Source organism: Echinicola jeungdonensis (assembly GCF_030409905.1).
Classification (GTDB): Bacteria; Bacteroidota; Bacteroidia; order Cytophagales; family Cyclobacteriaceae; genus Echinicola; species Echinicola jeungdonensis.
Genome location: NZ_JAUFQT010000003.1, coordinates 1 through 15,749 on the forward strand (window position 1 = coordinate 1; position 15,749 = coordinate 15,749).

The window sequence follows — 15,749 nt, forward strand, 5'->3', positions numbered from 1 at the left end:
TAGCGTTTCCATCCTTTTGATAAGTTGCGGTAAAACAGGTTTCTTCAAAGCCCATAAGCCTGCAAAAATAAGCCAAAGGGACCGGATGGGTCCTTTGGGAAAGACAGGCATATACATGTTTTCGGCCCCGGTCCATCACTAAACTTCCAGTACTTTCCAAAAACTTTTGTCCTCTTCAAAAAAGTAAGATCAACAATCTCTTCCACCTTAAACCCCTGATCGTACAAAGTTGAAACCAAATATTTTCTCCTTTCTTTTCTTCTTATGGAGAACAAAGGGATATAAGATCAATCTCCCATCTGCATGGGTACTGAACCAATTATTAGGAAAAACGGCATCAGGTTTAACCGGCTTGGGAGTATCTTCGACCACTATTACCTGGATTCCTTTGCCCTTAGGAGCTGAACAAATTGGTTAAATTCATTCAAAGCCAATTTCTGTATGAGAGAGGAAGGGCGGTCATCCCTAATTTGATACAAATTATCCCTTGCCGTCTCTACATTGTAACCAAATGCAGCTGGTGCCTGACCATAAACACTGATGAGGTGGTCTGAAGGGATTCCATAACCCTGGAAATTAGTTTGCCCCAATTTAGGAAAATACAAGGGTGAAGTGGAAAAAATGGGAAGTATTTTGTAATAGGGTATTTGGTATTGAGTATTATGGATTGAGAAAACTAATCAGTCAACCTTCAATAATTTATGGGTTGAACTGAGGAATTCCTTATTAAATATTCCACCTCTAGGTGATGCCCATCAACCATTTTTTTACCAAAACGGTCAACCCTTTAGAGGAAAGCCAATTTTTCTTGTCTCATTACTCTTTTTATAATATCGATAAAGCACTGGTTCGACTCCATACCGTTTTTCACTTAAAGGTAAAATAGCTTAGGCCATCTCCGGAAAATGAAATGGCCTCTCCCTGGGGCTCCGGGGAATAGGGCAATTGAACAGGAATTCTTGAAAGTGCCTTCAGGAATACTTTCTCCCGGCTTTCTTTCCCAATAGTACACCGCCCAGTAATTCTTGATTAAAATTTTGCTTCCATCAACAGAAATATCTCCTCCTACAGACATGGTAACAGGGAGTTTCATTACTTTTTCAAGAACTATTTCGGAGTCACCAGTATATTAAGGTTCTGTAGCGATTTAATATTTTCATCGATTTCCCCAACCTGTTATGCAAGTCATCATAATAAGTGGGAGGGACTTCTAAAAATTCCACCCCTCTTTTTCTTAATTCTTCAACTGTAAAGATGATATCATCAGTAGCAATCGCAATATGCTGTACCCCAGGGCTGTTGTAATAGTCTAAATATTCTTCAATCTGGGATTTTTTCTTTCCTTTGGCAGGCTCATTGATTGGAAACTTAATATACCCATTGCCATTGGCTACCACCTTGGACATTAAGGCTGAATATTCAGTGGAAATGTCTTTGTCATCAAAGGTGACCAACAAGCTGAATCCCATTACTTTTTCATAAAAATTCACCCATTTGTTCATTTCACCCCACCCCACATTTCCTACACAGTGATCAATAAATTTAAACCCAACCGGTGGCTGGAATATTGGCTTTTTCTTTCCATGAATTGAGGGAGAAAGGGGCCATTATAGTTTTTTCTGTCCACAAAGGTGTGAATGACTTCTCCATATGTATGAATAGAAGAAATGGTCACTGTTCCGAATTCGTCCTCGAGTGTTCGGGGTTCCTGGTAGGAAGAAGCCCCGCGGGAAGTGGTTTCTTCCCAGGATTTTTCCGCATCACTCACCTCCAAGGCAATGACTTTGACTCCATCACCGTGTTTTTTTATGTGGGTGGAAATAGGGTGGACATCAAAAAGAGGGCTGGTAAGCACCAACCTTATTTTTCCTTGTTCCAAAACATAGGAAGCCCTGTCACGGATGCCCGTTTCTGGACCTGCATAGGCTACCAGCCGGTAACCAAATGCATATTGGTAATAAAGTGCAGACTGCTTAGCATTGCCTACATAAAGTTCGATATGGTCAGTGCCTATTATGGGGAGAAAGTCATGTTCCATCTTGGTGTTTATTTGGGTTTAATGAATAAGCTTATAGTTAAAATAAATATAAAAAATTAATCCGGCTAATGAGATTGTTTTTTGAATTCCTGGATTTTTTATTGATTGAGGCTGGATTCGCTTGATAAAGGAATAACTATCAATGATGGGGAAATGCTTTATCCTTATTAATAATAAAGAATTGATAAAAAGAAAATTATTGAGGCCAAGCAAGTAAAGCAAAATTGATCCACATTGCCAAACAAAACCGTTCAGATGATCCGTTAAATTGTTTAAAGAAGTCTTAAGCCTTTTTTGGAAACTTTTTGGGTATTATCTACCTTCATATAAAAATTACAAAATCAAAGTTGATATATGGATTTGAATAAGTTAGACACAGACCTAACCGCTATTGTAGAGAAGAGGATTGAGTTAAGCAAAAAGACTTATGCTGACCCTGAATATGATGATATTGAGGAGGAAGTGCATGATTTGGAAGATGATTTCAATGAAGAGTTTGGCGATCAATTGGAAGGAGAATTAGAAAAAATATACGATAAGCTAGATTCAGATACAGATATATTGCTCCCTTCGGCTTATTTGGCCAATAAATACACCCCCATGCAACCTGATGCCCATGGAATTATTTCTTATGAAGTAAAAGGAAAAGAAGGGGTGCCTATCGAATCCGAACAATTTGATGGCCAGGATGTAAGAATCGTTCTGATTCCCAATCCAACTCGATTTGTGATGCAGATCAATGGTGTTTCTTTGAAGGATCTTTGGAGGTCCAGATAAAGGCAAAATAGAAAAAACCGGAAGCCTAAAAGTTTCCGGTTTTTTTGTGCCTCAATCATATTCTTATTCTTAGAAAAGTAGGAACTACGATTTTATTATTGAATTAATTGATTCTTGAGTTATCTGCTTCCAAACCTTGATTTCGATTTTTTTGATTGTAATTAAAACTTGCAGATGGGGATTCAGTTAAATGGTTAACCAATTAACCATTAACTGGGGACCCGTAAAAATATTTGAGTTATTCCAAATAGGCCCTAGATTTATTAAGGACAAAGTAACGGACCCACCCAACAATTAATAATTAATACCCCAACTTTCCCTTACTTTAGCCAGCATATTTTGGGGCTGTTCCCTGGCTTTTGCTTCCCCCTGTTCCAACTTACTTTCCAGTTCATCCAGGTTATTCATATAGTAATCGAAGATTTTTCGTTCTTCTGCAAATTTTTTCAATATCAGGTCAGCAATTCCTTCTTGGCATGACCATATCCAAAGTTTCCTCCCTGATATTTTTGCCTCAATTCCTCGGTTTGGTCCGGATTGGAAATTAAGCTGAAGATTTTAAATACATTGCAAGTGTCTGGGTCTTTAGGGTCCTCCAAAGGAGTGCTATCGGTAACAATGCTGTACACATTTTTCTTCAGTTGTTTGGCCGGTAAAAAAAATGTCGATATAGTTATTGTAGGATTTGCTCATTTTTTGACCATCAGTACCTGGAATGGTCATCAGTTCCTGCTTAATTTGGGCCTCGGGCAGGACAAAAATTTCCTCTTCCATCAAGTGATTAATGGTATTGGCAATGTCCCGGGTCATTTTCCAAATGTTGTTGCTGATCTTTACCCACAGGGACCAGGTCCGCACCAAATATCAGAATATCAGCAGCCATCAATACTGGATAAGTAAATAAGCCTGCATTGACATCAGCAAGTCTATCCGATTTGTCCTTAAAGCTATGGGCATTGGCCAGCATGGGATAGGGAGTGAAGCAACTGAGGTACCAGGTCAACTCTGCAATTTCGGGAATACGGGATTGCCTGTAAAAGACTGTTTTGGAAATGTCCAGCCCAAAAGCCAGCCAGGCAGCTGCTACTGCATGGACGTTTTGTTTCCTTTGAGCCCCATCTTTGATGGTGGTGAGAGAATGGAAATCTGCTATAAAAATGTAGGATTCGTTTTTCTCCTTTTGGTCAGTTCAACTGCAGGAATAATGGCCCCAAGGATATTTCCCAAATGAGGCCTTCCAGAACTTTGAATGCCAGTAAGTACTCTTGCCATCAGTTAAATTTTTGACGCAAATTAAATAAATATACACACAAATCGCCTTAATTTTCCCGTTATTTGTGCATATGAAACAGATTTGCCTTGTATCCTTCGTTTTTGTATCAATGTTATTATTTGGCTTTTCCGTTAAAGGTCAGGGACTTGAGAAGTATCCTTTGATTTGGAAAGGTCCCAAATTGAATTGGGGTCGGTCCTTGAGGAATACGGAGAGGTAACCGCAGAATTTTATGTTTTGAATAACGGCCTAAAACCAGTGGTTCTCAAGGAAGTTGCGACAGATTGTGGTTGCACCACTGCTGACTATACAACCGATACTTTGTATCAGGACAAAATTGGCCGGGTAAAAATTGCCTATGATCCTCAGGCACGGGTGGAAGGTTCAAAAAGGAAATCATTGTCCGGAATAACCTGAACCCAAAAAGGAGACACCCTTTACCTGGAAGGATATGAAATTCCTCATCCTGAAAAAGGTTGCCCAATATTACAATTCCCGGGTAGGAGATCTTGGTTTCCGTTTTAGCTCTATCAATATGGGAGAGGTGTTTACCAATAAGCCTAAAATCAAATATGTGGATTTTTATAACTTTAAAGATATGCCCATCACCCTCGATGAGCAAAGAAACCACTTGCCTGAGCATTTAAAAATTAATATGATTCCAGCGATTGTGCCTGCAAAATCCAGGGGCTTGCTGGCCATACAATATGATGGAGCAATTAAAAATGATTTGGGCTTTTTTGATGAAATTGTTCCATTCCACATTGAGGCTAATGGTGATCAGGAAATCGAGCTACGGCTTTTGACTACCGTTCATGAATACTTTGATCCGGTGCCTAAAAGTGAAGTGGATAATATTCCCAAACTGGCGATTTCTGAAGTGGAAGTGGATCTGGGAAAAATTTCCAGCAATAGGGTAGTGTCAAAGTCCATAAAACTGACCAATATTGGTGAAAAACCAGTCAATATCCGAAAAATAGTGACCAACTGTGATTGTGTTGATTATGAACTGAAGACAATGGACCTATTGCCTGGGGAGGATATGGATTTGCTGATAACATTTGATCCTAAGGGAAGTTAGGAATTGACCATAAGACAGTGGCAATTTTCAGTAATGATCCCTTAAACCCGACAAGGACTATCGTGATCAAAAGCAGGATCGACTAGGTGGTTTAAGGTTGGAAAGTTATTAATGTTTTAAGATTAGAATGTTAGGGTTCAGATTAATCATGCATTGCCGGGTATAAATTGCCTATGACCTGATCATAATATCTTCACCAAGTCAATCACCAGTTCCATTCAAAAAATTCATGAAAAAAATAAATCGATGATTTAAAGGATTGGAATAAAAATAAGTTTCCCATATACCAAATACTACAATTACCTTATTTACCGGTCCTTGTGTACATCGTACTTTGTACCTGGTACCATTGGAGACCAAATTTAGAATCTTTAAACTGCTATCCTTCTACGAAATCGTTGAGAAAATTCGTGCCAGAAAAATTACTTAAATGCCTGTATTCCCGTAATCTCCTGCCCTAAAATCAACAGGTGAATATCATGAGTTCCTTCGTAGGTGATGACTGATTCAAGGTTCATCATGTGGCGCATCAGGGAGTAATCTCCTGTAATGCCCATTGCTCCATGGATTTGGCGGGCTTCCCGTGCGATGTCCAATGCCATGGCTACATTATTTCTTTTGGCCAGGGAAATCTGGGTGCTTGTGGCTTTATCTTCATTCATCAACTTGCCCAATCTCCAAACCAATAATTGGGCTTTGGTAATTTCTGTAAGCATTTCTGCTAATTTCTTTTGGACTAATTGAAAAGATCCAATGGGTTTGCCGAATTGAATCCGTTCTTTAGCATACCGTCTGGCGGCATCAAAACAATCCATGGCCGCACCCAACTGCCCCAGGCAATTCCATATCGGGCTGAATCCAGGCACATCAACGGGGCTCCCAGGCCGGATTTTCCAGGTAATAAATTTTCTTTTGGCACTTTTACATTGTCGAATACCAATTCACCAGTAGAAGAAGCTCTCAAAGACCATTTTCCATGGGTTTCGGGAGTGGAAAATCCCTCCATGCCTCTTTCCACGATCAGTCCGTGGACCCTTCCTTCTTCATTTTTTGCCCATATTACTGCAATGTCCGCATGGGGAGCATTTGAAATCCACATTTTGGAGCCATTGAGCAGATAATGATCTCCCATGTCTTTGAAATGGGTTTTCATTCCAGCAGGGTTGGAGCCATGGTCGGGTTCGGTCAGGCCAAAGCAGCCCAGCATTTTTCCGGCAGCTAATGGGGGTAAATATTTCTTTTTTTGGGCTTCTGAACCCATTTTATAAATGGGATACATCACCAAAGATCCCTGGACAGAAGCAGTGGACCGCATTCCGGAATCACCCCGTTCGATTTCCTGCATGATCAGGCCATAAGATATGTAATCCAATCCACCTCCCCCATATGCTGTTGGGATTTGCGGTCCGAAAGCGCCTACTTCTCCAAACTTTGGGACAATTTCTGGAGGAAAATGAGCATCCTGTGCCCAGGATTCGATATAAGGGGAAACCTCTTTTTTAACAAAATCCCTAATGGAATTCCGGATTAATATTTGCTCTTCAGTAAAAAGTTCATCGACCAGGTAAAAGTCTACTCCTTCAAAAAGGTCCTGGTGTGAAGAAGATTGTTTGGATTGAATTGCCGCCATGGAATTTTGGTTTATTGGGTTTTTAAATAGATTTTTGCACTTTCTATCTTATGAATTTGTTAACTTCTAGCTTATATCAATAAAGTAAGAAGTTTGATAAAAAGCCATAACAAAAGCGTAAAAAAATCATCCATGAATAGGGAGCAGCCTCCTAAAGAGATCATTGAAAAGATTCACCAGCTTCACGAAAAATTCAAAGCTTCTGGACAGGATTTGTCTTCCTATCTGGAAGGTTTATTATATGCTGATTACCTGACCTATTGGGATTATATTAACCTTGATACCTTATTGACCCTTCAGCAGCCTAAAACTTCCTTCAAGGACGAAAAAATCTTTATCATTTATCACCAGATCACAGAACTTTATTTTAAGCTGATCATTTGGGAACTGGAACAGATTGCTGGACAGGAAGAAATTAAGGCTGCTTTTATGAAAGAAAGATTGGATCGGGTGATCATGTATTTTGATCAGTTGATTTCCTCTTTTTCGGTAATGTGGAAGGGGATGGAAAAAGACCAATTTTTAAAATTCCGCATGTCCCTTTTGCCTTCCAGTGGCTTTCAGAGTGCACAATACCGGATGATTGAGATCATGTCCACAGAAATCCAGCATTTGGTCAATTTAAAGGAAAGGGAAGAATACCGGGATATCAACTTGACCAGTGTGGACAGTTTGTTTGATATTTTATATTGGCAATTCGGGGCCAAAGAACTCGCTACCGGGGAAAAGACCCTTACTCTGAAAACTTTTGAGCAGAAATATGGCAAAAAGCTCAAAGAGCTGATCATGGCTTATAGGAAAAAGAATATCTGGAAAACCTATCTAAAATGTCCGGACAAGGATGAAAAGCTGACGGGGATGATGCGGACCTATGATATGAAGGCCAATATTTTTTGGCCCTTGGCACATTATAAATCAGCCGTAAGGTACCTGCAGCGGGACCCTGGGGATATCGCTGCCACAGGAGGTACCAACTGGCAAAAATATTTGCCCCCCCGTTTTCAAAAGGTGATTTTTTATCCTGAACTTTGGTCTGACCAGGAGATAGAGGAATGGGGTAAAGGCTGGGTTGTACGGGAAGTTTTTGGCAAGGAAGAATAAAATTAGCTATATCCGAGATGAAGTGACTTCTTTTCCTGAAAGAATAACATTGTTCAATTTTAAGGATAAATACCTTACCTGATGAAAAAAGAAATCCAATTTCGGCTCAGCCCCAGAGAAGCCTTTGATGAAAAGGTTTTTGAGAAAAAGGTCCTCAGTGAACTAGGTCTCCATAAAGGGCAGGATAATATTCAAATTCGCCAAACAAAAAGATCCATCGATGCCAGGGGACGTCAGGTAAAAGTCAATGTTTCCGTAGAAACTTTTATCAATGAAGAACCCAGTAGCAGGGTAATAGGGGAATACCGGTATAAAAATATAGAAAATGCCTCGTCCGTCATCATTGTCGGCTCCGGGCCTGCCGGGCTTTTTGCTGCTTTGCGGGTTATTGAGTTGGGAGGAAAACCCATCATCCTGGAGAGGGGGAAGGATGTTAGGAGCCGAAGAAGGGATTTAGCCGCCATCAATAAAGAACATTTGGTCAATCCAGAATCCAATTATTGTTTTGGGGAGGGGGCGCCGGAACTTATTCGGATGGAAAACTTTATACTCGCTCAAAAAAAAGAGGGGATATCAGAAGGGTACTGGAAATCATGGTGGAAATTTGGTGCAACTGAGCAAATTTTGGTAGATGCCCATCCCCATATCGGTACCAACAAATTACCAGGGTTGGTGAAAGCTTTGAGGCAACAGGTGCTGGATGCAGGGGGAGAGATCCATTTTGATACCCGTGTAGATAACATTATATTAAATGGTAATGAAGTAATTGGCGTGAAGACGCAGGAAGGTGAAACTATTAAGGGATTGGGAGTAATACTGGCAACAGGCCATTCTGCAAGGGATATTTACCATTTGCTTTACCAAAAGAAAATACTGTTAGAAGCCAAACCATTTGCCTTAGGAGTGCGGGTGGAACATAATCAATCCCTGATTGACAGTATTCAATATCATTGTGCAGGGGACCGAGGACCTTATTTGCCTGCTTCTTCTTATTCTCTGGTACAGCAAACCTATTTTGAAGGAAAGCAAAGAGGGGTGTTTTCTTTTTGCATGTGTCCGGGTGGTTTTATTGTTCCTGCAGCTACTTCCCCAGGAGAATTGGTTGTCAATGGGATGAGTCCCAGCAGGAGGGATGGAAAGTTTGCCAACTCAGGGTTGGTGGCTGCTGTTGAACTTGAAGATATCCCGGAATTTGCCCAATTTGGGCCATTGGCTGCTATGGAATTTCAAGCAAAAGTGGAAAAAAACCGCCTGGAAAGCAGGAGGGAAAACACAAGTTGCACCTGCACAGCGTTTGTTGGATTTTGTTGAGAATAAAGAAAGTCAAAATTTGCTGGAAACCTCTTACCAACCCGGGTTACAAACTTCCAATATGAATGAAGTATTACCCCCATTTATTGCCGTTAGGCTAAGGGATGCATTTATTGCATTTGGAAAAAAAATGAAGGGTTATCTTTGCAATGAAGCGCAAATAATTGGTGTGGAAAGCAGAACCAGTTCCCCGGTCAGAATCCCAAGAGAAAAGGATTCTTTTGAACACCCCCAAATCAAAAGATTGTATCCATGTGGTGAAGGGGCCGGTTATGCAGGTGGCATTGTTTCTGCGGCCATGGATGGGGAGCGTTGTGCTGAAAAAATAATGGAAAAATATGGAAAATGATTTGACCAAAAAAAAGACCCTAATAGTAGGAGTAAGTCAGAATACTTCCCGCTATGCTTATTCTGCCACTGAAATGCTCCAAGAGCATAAAGTCCCATTTGTTCCCATTGGAATAAATAAAGGGGAAGTCTTTGGGAAAAAAATTAAAAACCTCAGGGAAAAGCCAGAGATCTCGAATGTACATACCGTCACACTATATATCAACCCTGAACATCAAAAAGAATGGGAGGATTACCTGATTTCTCTGAAGCCCAAACGGTTATTTTTTAATCCTGGAGCAGAAAACCAAGCTTTTGCCGAAAAGGCAAGAAAAGAAAATATAGAGGTGAAAAATGCCTGTACCATGGTCATGTTAAGCACAGATCAATTTTAAGGAAAAAGGCATCTTAGAAAGGTCAATTTTTGAGGATTTTTAGCGGTTTTATGTCAAAAATGTCGTATTATTAGAGGTTGAAAGTGCAATTGAAGGTAGAGGATTTTATCCTCTTTATTCGTTTATAAATCCAATTATGAGTAAAGAACAAGAGTTGAAAAAGGGGGAATATTCTGCAGGGAATATTCAAATATTAGAAGGATTAGAAGCAGTAAGGAAAAGACCCGCCATGTACATTGGCGATATAGGTATTAAAGGGCTCCACCACCTGATTTGGGAAGTGGTGGATAACTCTATAGATGAAGCATTGGCGGGACATTGTGACACGATCCGTGTAACAATATTAGAGGATAATTCCATTTTGGTTCAGGATAATGGCCGTGGGATTCCTACCGATATTCACAAAAAGGAAAACAAATCAGCTTTGGAGGTGGTAATGACCGTCCTTCATGCGGGGGGGAAATTTGATAAGGACACTTATAAGGTTTCTGGAGGGCTCCATGGTGTGGGGGTTTCCTGTGTAAATGCCCTTTCTGCGCATCTTAAAGCCACAGTGCATCGTAATGGGAAAATTTTTGAACAGGAGTACTCCAGAGGGGTACCGCAAACCGATGTGAAGGAAGTCGGGACTACTGAAGATCGAGGTACCACCATCCATTTTAGACCGGATGAAGAGATTTTTTCAGTAATTGATTACAAATATGAAACCATTGCAACCCGGTTGAGGGAAATGGCCTTTTTGAATGCTGGTATTAGGATTTTTCTCCAAGACCTTAGGGACTTGGATGAGGATGGAAATCCCAAATCAGATGAATTTTTCTCAGAAGGTGGTTTGGTTGAATTTGTGGAATATCTGGATGAAACCAGGGAAAAAATAATTGAAGCCCCCATTTATATTGAAGGGAGAAAAATGGAGTTCCGGTTCAAGTGGCTATGAGCTATAATTCCTCATTTTCAGAAAATGTTGTTTCCTATGTGAACACCATTAATACTTATGAAGGCGGAACCCATGTCTCAGGTTTCAGAAGGGCTTTGACCAGGACTTTGAAAGGGTACGCGGATAAATCCGGGATGCTGGATAAACTGAAAGTGGAGGTTTCGGGTGATGATTTCCGGGAAGGTCTGACCGCAGTTATTTCCGTGAAGGTTGCCGAGCCACAGTTTGAAGGCCAGACTAAAACGAAACTGGGAAATTCCGAGGTTGTAAGCGCCGTGGATAGCTCAGTTTCTGAAGTATTGCAATACTGGTTGGAAGAGCATCCCAAGGAGGCCAAGGTGATTGTAGGCAAAGTAGTTTTGGCTGCACAGGCAAGACATGCTGCGCGTAAAGCCCGTGAAATGGTTCAACGAAAAAATGTCCTTGGTGGGGGAGGGCTTCCAGGAAAGCTGGCTGACTGTGCCAATACGGACCCCAAAATTTGTGAACTGTACTTGGTGGAAGGGGACTCAGCAGGTGGTTCCGCCAAACAAGGCAGGGATAGGGATTTCCAAGCCATATTGCCATTAAAAGGAAAAATCCTTAATGTGGAAAAAGCCCATGAGCATAAAATTTATGATAATGATGAGATAAAGAACATTCTTACCGCACTAGGTGTTAAGTTTGGTACAGCTGAGGATGAAAAGGAGCTGGACCAAACAAATCTTAGGTACCATAAGATCATTATCATGACCGATGCTGATATTGATGGTTCCCATATTCGAACACTGATATTGACCTTGTTCTTCCGGTACATGAGGTCCTTAATTGAAAATGGTTATGTGTACATTGCCCTTCCTCCATTGTATTTACTAAGAAAAGGAAAGGACGAAAGGTACTGCTGGACGGAGGACGAAAGGGTAGCTTTGACCAAAGAGATGGCCAAAGATGGAAAAGTTGACAGTGTGGGCATTCAGCGCTACAAAGGGCTTGGGGAAATGAACCCGGAACAATTGTGGACCACGACAATGGATCCTAATTCAAGGGCATTGAAACAAGTTACAATAGATTCTGCTGCAGAGGCCGACCACCTGTTTAGTATGTTGATGGGTGATGAAGTGGCCCCAAGGAGGGATTTTATAGAGAAGAATGCCAAATACGCAAAAATCGACACTTGATGGTCAAGGACGTATAAGAAACTCAAGGGGCGATTAGCCCCTTTTTCGTTTTACTTTCCGGTAATTTTGGAACATTTTTTATTATTTAAAAACCGTACAGAAAGGTGTTTAAGGAAATGGAATTAATTCAAAAAAATAGATTTGAAGGCAAAATAGATAGCAGTGACCTGATAAGTCGGGATTTGAGTTGGTTAAAATTTAATGACCGGGTACTGGATCAGTCTAAAAAAGAGAGTAGATCGATTTTCGAAAAACTCAAATTTATGGCCATCACTGCCTCTAACCTAGATGAATTTTTATGATCCGGGTAGGGTCTTTGTATAATTACCTTGATTATGATAAAGAAAGAATAGATTACTCTGGGTTAAGGGAAGAACCTTTCAAGGCCAAGTTGATGGAGGATTCCCAAGAATTTCATAAAAAGCAGCACTCCCATTTTATGGGAGAAATTCTACCTAAAACCAAAGCCGAAGGGTTTATCCTAAGCAATGTCAAAAACCTGAAAATAGAGGAGCAGGAGTACATAAAGGAATATTTCCATAAAGCAGTATACCCCATGCTCACTCCCATGGTTTTTGATGGCTACCATACCTTTCCCATCTTGATGAACAAGCTCCTTATTTTTGGAGTAGTGACGATCAATCCAGGGGATAAAAAGGACAATAGAAAGCTTTCTTTTGTTCAAATCCCTTCTAATATCCCCCGGTTCTTTGAGATTGAAAGAGGAGATTCGGTGATTTTTGTTCCTATTGAGGAAGTCATAAGAGAGCACATCGTTTCTCTATTTAGAAATGTCATTATAGAGTCCATTAACCTTTTTAGGATAACCCGAAACGGGGATTTTACCTTGGAGGAAAGTGAGGATATGGATTCCAATTTTTTGGAGGAGTAAAAAGAAAATTAAATGAGCGGAAAACCGGCCGGGTGGTTCGGATTGAAATTGAGGAAGGCTATAGCCGCTGGATGATCAATCTTCTGAAAGATCGTTGGAACATCATGGATGACGGGATCTTTATGGTGGACCGGAGGAGTATGCTTGATTTTACCAGCTTTTGGCAGATTATTGGGCATAAACGGTTCAAGGATAAAATTCCCCAAATGCCTTATCCGGTTCCTCCGGTATCCTATCCGGAGGCGGGGTCCCAGGATATTTTCCAAGTGTTAAAACAAAAGGATGTATTACTTCACCATCCTTACAACAGTATAAGCCCCATCTTGAATTTGCTGGAAAAGGCAGCTGAGGATCCTAATGTGATGGCTATTAAAATGACCATTTACCGTCTTGCCAAACATTCCAGTGTTACCCATGCTTTGCTAAAAGCAGTGGAAAATGGAAAACACGTTTCTGTTCTTTTCGAGGTAAAGGCAAGATTCGATGAGGAAAATAATATTCAGGAGGCTAAAAAACTCCAAAAGGCGGGGTGTTTTGTGATTTACGGGGTCAGTAATTTCAAAACCCATACTAAATTGCTTCTGGTTGTCAGGAAAGATGAAAACAAAGTAACCCGTTATGTCCACCTTGGTTCCGGAAATTATAATGAGGATACGTCAAGGCTTTATACGGATTTGGGGCTATTGACCACAAATGAAGTCCTGGCCAATGACGTGTCAGAATTCTTTAATGTAATCACCGGCCATTCCATGCCTTCTACTTACAAAAATCTGATTACGGCTCCTATGGGAATGCGGAGTCAGTTAATCAAATTTATAGAAGATGAAGCTGAACATGCTAGAAAGGGCTTGCCTTGTGGTATTTTTATCAAGGTAAACAGTTTAGAGGACAGTGAGATCATTTATGCCTTATACCGGGCTTCCCAATCGGGAGTTCCCATTAAGTTAATTGTCCGTGGGATTTGCTGTCTTCGTCCTGGAAGGAAGGGCCTGAGTGATAATATTGAAGTGTATTCTATCGTCGGGGATTTTCTGGAACATTCCAGGATATACCATTTTCATAATAATGGAGACACCAGGACTTATGTCGGAAGTGCGGATATGATGGTAAGGAGCTTTGAAAAGCGTTTGGAATCCTTGTTTAGGGTCCAGGATGAAAACCTTGAAAAGCAACTGATGAATATCCTTGCTTACAATCTAAAAGATAATATCAATTCCTACAGGATGTTAGAGGATGGGACTTATGTGGCCAAAGAACCAAAAGAAGGGAGGAGGAATTTAATATTCACCATGAGTTTTTTCATGTGACCCAGGAAATAATAGATAAGGTTCAGTTAATTGAATCTGAGGTGAAATCTATTGAGGAAGCCGAGGAGACAGAAGAAACCAAAAAAGCCCATTAAATAATGGGCTTTTTTACTTGATTTCTTTCAAATAAAACATTCATTACCCCATCTTTTAAGCCCACATCCGGGACGATCATTTTACTGGCTTTGGCAGCTTCCATAGCTGCCAGGTAAATATTCGAAGCAGGGATGATGACATCTGCCCGGTCGGGATTGAGGTTGAGTACATTGACCCTTTCCTCATAGCTAAAACCTTCCAGATAGGATTTTATTTCCTGGATTTTGGCAATGTCTAAGTAGCGTTTGTTTTTCCGGGTTTGGTAAGTTCAAAAACCTTGTTGATATTTCCCCCTGTGCCAATGCAGGTGATTTTGTGTTCAGGTCAATGTTTTCATGAATAAAATCCCTCATGCTTTTCCATACTTTAGGAGAAACATCCTCATCCAAGGTTCGAACTGACCCTATTTTAAATGATTTGCTGGCAATTTTTTTCTGGTTGGTGTAAATGTTTAGCTCGGTGCTACCACCCACCTACATCCACATGGAGATAAGATTTGTTATCAATATAATTCCATAGGGCAATATTGATCAGGTCGGCCCTCCTTGTTCCCGTCAATGATTTGAATTTTAAGGCCTATGTCCTGTTTGACTTCCTCAGCGATATCCCGGCCATTTTCAGATTCCCTCATTGCCGAAGTGGCACAAACCATATAATCATCCACTTCATACAGGTCAATCAAAAGCTTAAAAGCCTTCATAAGCTTAACAAACTTTCTCCTATTTGGGTCGCTGATTCTTTTGTCATGAAAGACATCCATCCCCAGCCTCAGGGGAAACCTTACATATTCTAATTTTTTTAAATTGATATTGCCATTGTAATGGGTGACGTGAGTGATTTGCAATCTAATGGCATTGGATCCAATGTCTACAGCTGCTAATTTCAAAGGTCTCTTTCTTAGTTACGTTTAAACTTTTCCCCGATATAAAATTTCATGGGCTTGCATGTTTTGTGCCCAATGATTAACGAGGTTTTTAAGGTTATAAATGTAAAATAAAAGAGGGGAATTTCACCCCATCAATTTATTTTTTGCGCGATAAGGCCAAAACAATGATGCCTGCGGCAATTGAAATCCCACCGGCGTAAGGTGGCCAGTTGATGTCTTTTTCTTTTTCAGTACTTAATTGAATGGGACCTGCATCAATAATCTTTTCTTCGGTAGTGTAAGAAACCCCGGTTATGATGAACATGATGATCCCTAAAACTATTAAAACAACTCCTAATATTTTCATGGTCTAATGAATTGATTGGAAATTCAAACTACAAAAAACTTACCATATTTATGGGGTTTTTTAGTTTTCACTGGCTTTTTGCAATCTGTATTTATTTATGGATAGCATCATACTGCAAAAAAGAATCCCAATTACAACTGATAAAGAGTAAAGTGAGGAAATATGGAGAAAGGAGGATAAAACCATTTTAGCCCC

The 15,749-nt window shown here is 40.3% G+C and carries 8 protein-coding genes and 8 pseudogenes; 8 read left to right on the top strand and 8 right to left on the bottom strand.

Annotated features, from left to right (window positions below; all coding sequences use genetic code 11):
- The 4 genes and pseudogenes from QWY93_RS17985 to hppD all read right to left on the bottom strand — a co-directional run.
- A partial coding sequence (locus QWY93_RS17985) for an arginine deiminase-related protein (RefSeq protein ID WP_290249818.1) occupies positions 1-160 on the bottom strand: 160 nt, incomplete at its 3' end.
- Between the two features lie 47 nt (positions 161-207).
- Positions 208-605, bottom strand: a pseudogene (locus QWY93_RS19795) (arginine deiminase-related protein).
- Positions 606-871: 266 nt separating this feature from the next.
- Positions 872-1,093 (bottom strand): hypothetical protein, encoded by a 222-nt coding sequence (locus QWY93_RS18000; RefSeq protein WP_353959672.1) that lies wholly within the window; start codon positions 1,091-1,093, stop codon positions 872-874.
- 26 nt (positions 1,094-1,119) lie between these two features.
- Positions 1,120-2,038, bottom strand: a pseudogene (gene hppD, locus QWY93_RS18005) (4-hydroxyphenylpyruvate dioxygenase); the annotation flags it as partial.
- Between the two features lie 354 nt (positions 2,039-2,392).
- On the opposite strand from hppD, the gene QWY93_RS18010 reads away from it, so the two are divergent.
- Positions 2,393-2,815: a hypothetical protein gene (locus QWY93_RS18010; RefSeq protein WP_290249718.1), complete on the top strand. Its 423-nt coding sequence runs from the start codon at positions 2,393-2,395 to the stop codon at positions 2,813-2,815.
- A 294-nt stretch (positions 2,816-3,109) separates the two neighbouring features.
- Here the strand turns inward: QWY93_RS18010 and trpS are convergent.
- Positions 3,110-4,087 (bottom strand): annotated as a pseudogene (gene trpS, locus QWY93_RS18015) (tryptophan--tRNA ligase).
- Between the two features lie 166 nt (positions 4,088-4,253).
- Between trpS and QWY93_RS18020 the strand changes: the two are divergent.
- The gene (locus tag QWY93_RS18020; RefSeq protein ID WP_290249815.1) at positions 4,254-4,505 is read left to right on the top strand and encodes a DUF1573 domain-containing protein; all 252 of its coding nucleotides are present in this window, start codon (positions 4,254-4,256) and stop codon (positions 4,503-4,505) included.
- Positions 4,506-4,539: 34 nt separating this feature from the next.
- Entirely contained in the window at positions 4,540-5,169 is a 630-nt protein-coding gene (locus tag QWY93_RS18025) for a DUF1573 domain-containing protein (RefSeq protein WP_290249816.1), read from the top strand.
- Positions 5,170-5,591: 422 nt separating this feature from the next.
- Here QWY93_RS18025 and QWY93_RS18030 read toward each other — a convergent pair.
- Positions 5,592-6,799: pseudogene (locus tag QWY93_RS18030) on the bottom strand (acyl-CoA dehydrogenase family protein).
- 132 nt (positions 6,800-6,931) lie between these two features.
- On the opposite strand from QWY93_RS18030, the gene QWY93_RS18035 reads away from it, so the two are divergent.
- The 5 genes and pseudogenes from QWY93_RS18035 (at position 6,932) to ppk1 (ending at position 14,321) form a co-directional block, all read left to right on the top strand.
- Positions 6,932-7,900 carry a tryptophan 2,3-dioxygenase family protein gene (locus QWY93_RS18035; RefSeq protein ID WP_290249714.1) on the top strand — a complete coding sequence of 323 codons (969 nt, stop codon included), beginning with the start codon at positions 6,932-6,934 and terminating at the stop codon, positions 7,898-7,900.
- An 81-nt stretch (positions 7,901-7,981) separates the two neighbouring features.
- A pseudogene (locus QWY93_RS18040) lies at positions 7,982-9,560 on the top strand (NAD(P)/FAD-dependent oxidoreductase).
- Entirely contained in the window at positions 9,550-9,933 is a 384-nt protein-coding gene (locus QWY93_RS18045; protein ID WP_290249817.1) for a CoA-binding protein, read from the top strand. Before QWY93_RS18040 ends, QWY93_RS18045 begins: the two are co-directional and overlap by 11 nt.
- Before the next feature lie 136 nt (positions 9,934-10,069).
- Positions 10,070-12,027: pseudogene (gyrB, locus tag QWY93_RS18050) on the top strand (DNA topoisomerase (ATP-hydrolyzing) subunit B).
- Positions 12,028-12,143: 116 nt separating this feature from the next.
- Positions 12,144-14,321, top strand: a pseudogene (gene ppk1 / locus QWY93_RS18055) (polyphosphate kinase 1).
- Here the strand turns inward: ppk1 and QWY93_RS18060 are convergent.
- Positions 14,318-15,208, bottom strand: a pseudogene (locus QWY93_RS18060) (Ppx/GppA phosphatase family protein). The pseudogenes ppk1 and QWY93_RS18060 overlap by 4 nt on opposite strands.
- 136 nt (positions 15,209-15,344) lie before the next feature.
- Entirely contained in the window at positions 15,345-15,554 is a 210-nt protein-coding gene (locus QWY93_RS18065; protein WP_290249708.1) for a hypothetical protein, read from the bottom strand.
- Between the last annotated feature and the right edge of the window lie 195 nt (positions 15,555-15,749).

Excerpts from the sequence above, each read along its gene's own strand:
- QWY93_RS18025 (WP_290249816.1), top strand. The coding sequence starts at position 4,540 with ATGAAATTCCTCATCCTGAAAAAGGTTGCCCAATATTACAATTCCCGG.
- QWY93_RS18065 (WP_290249708.1), bottom strand. The coding sequence starts at position 15,554 with ATGAAAATATTAGGAGTTGTTTTAATAGTTTTAGGGATCATCATGTTC.
- QWY93_RS18010 (WP_290249718.1), top strand. The coding sequence starts at position 2,393 with ATGGATTTGAATAAGTTAGACACAGACCTAACCGCTATTGTAGAGAAG.
- QWY93_RS18045 (WP_290249817.1), top strand. The coding sequence starts at position 9,550 with ATGGAAAATGATTTGACCAAAAAAAAGACCCTAATAGTAGGAGTAAGT.
- QWY93_RS18035 (WP_290249714.1), top strand. The coding sequence starts at position 6,932 with ATGAATAGGGAGCAGCCTCCTAAAGAGATCATTGAAAAGATTCACCAG.
- QWY93_RS18000 (WP_353959672.1), bottom strand. The coding sequence starts at position 1,093 with ATGAAACTCCCTGTTACCATGTCTGTAGGAGGAGATATTTCTGTTGAT.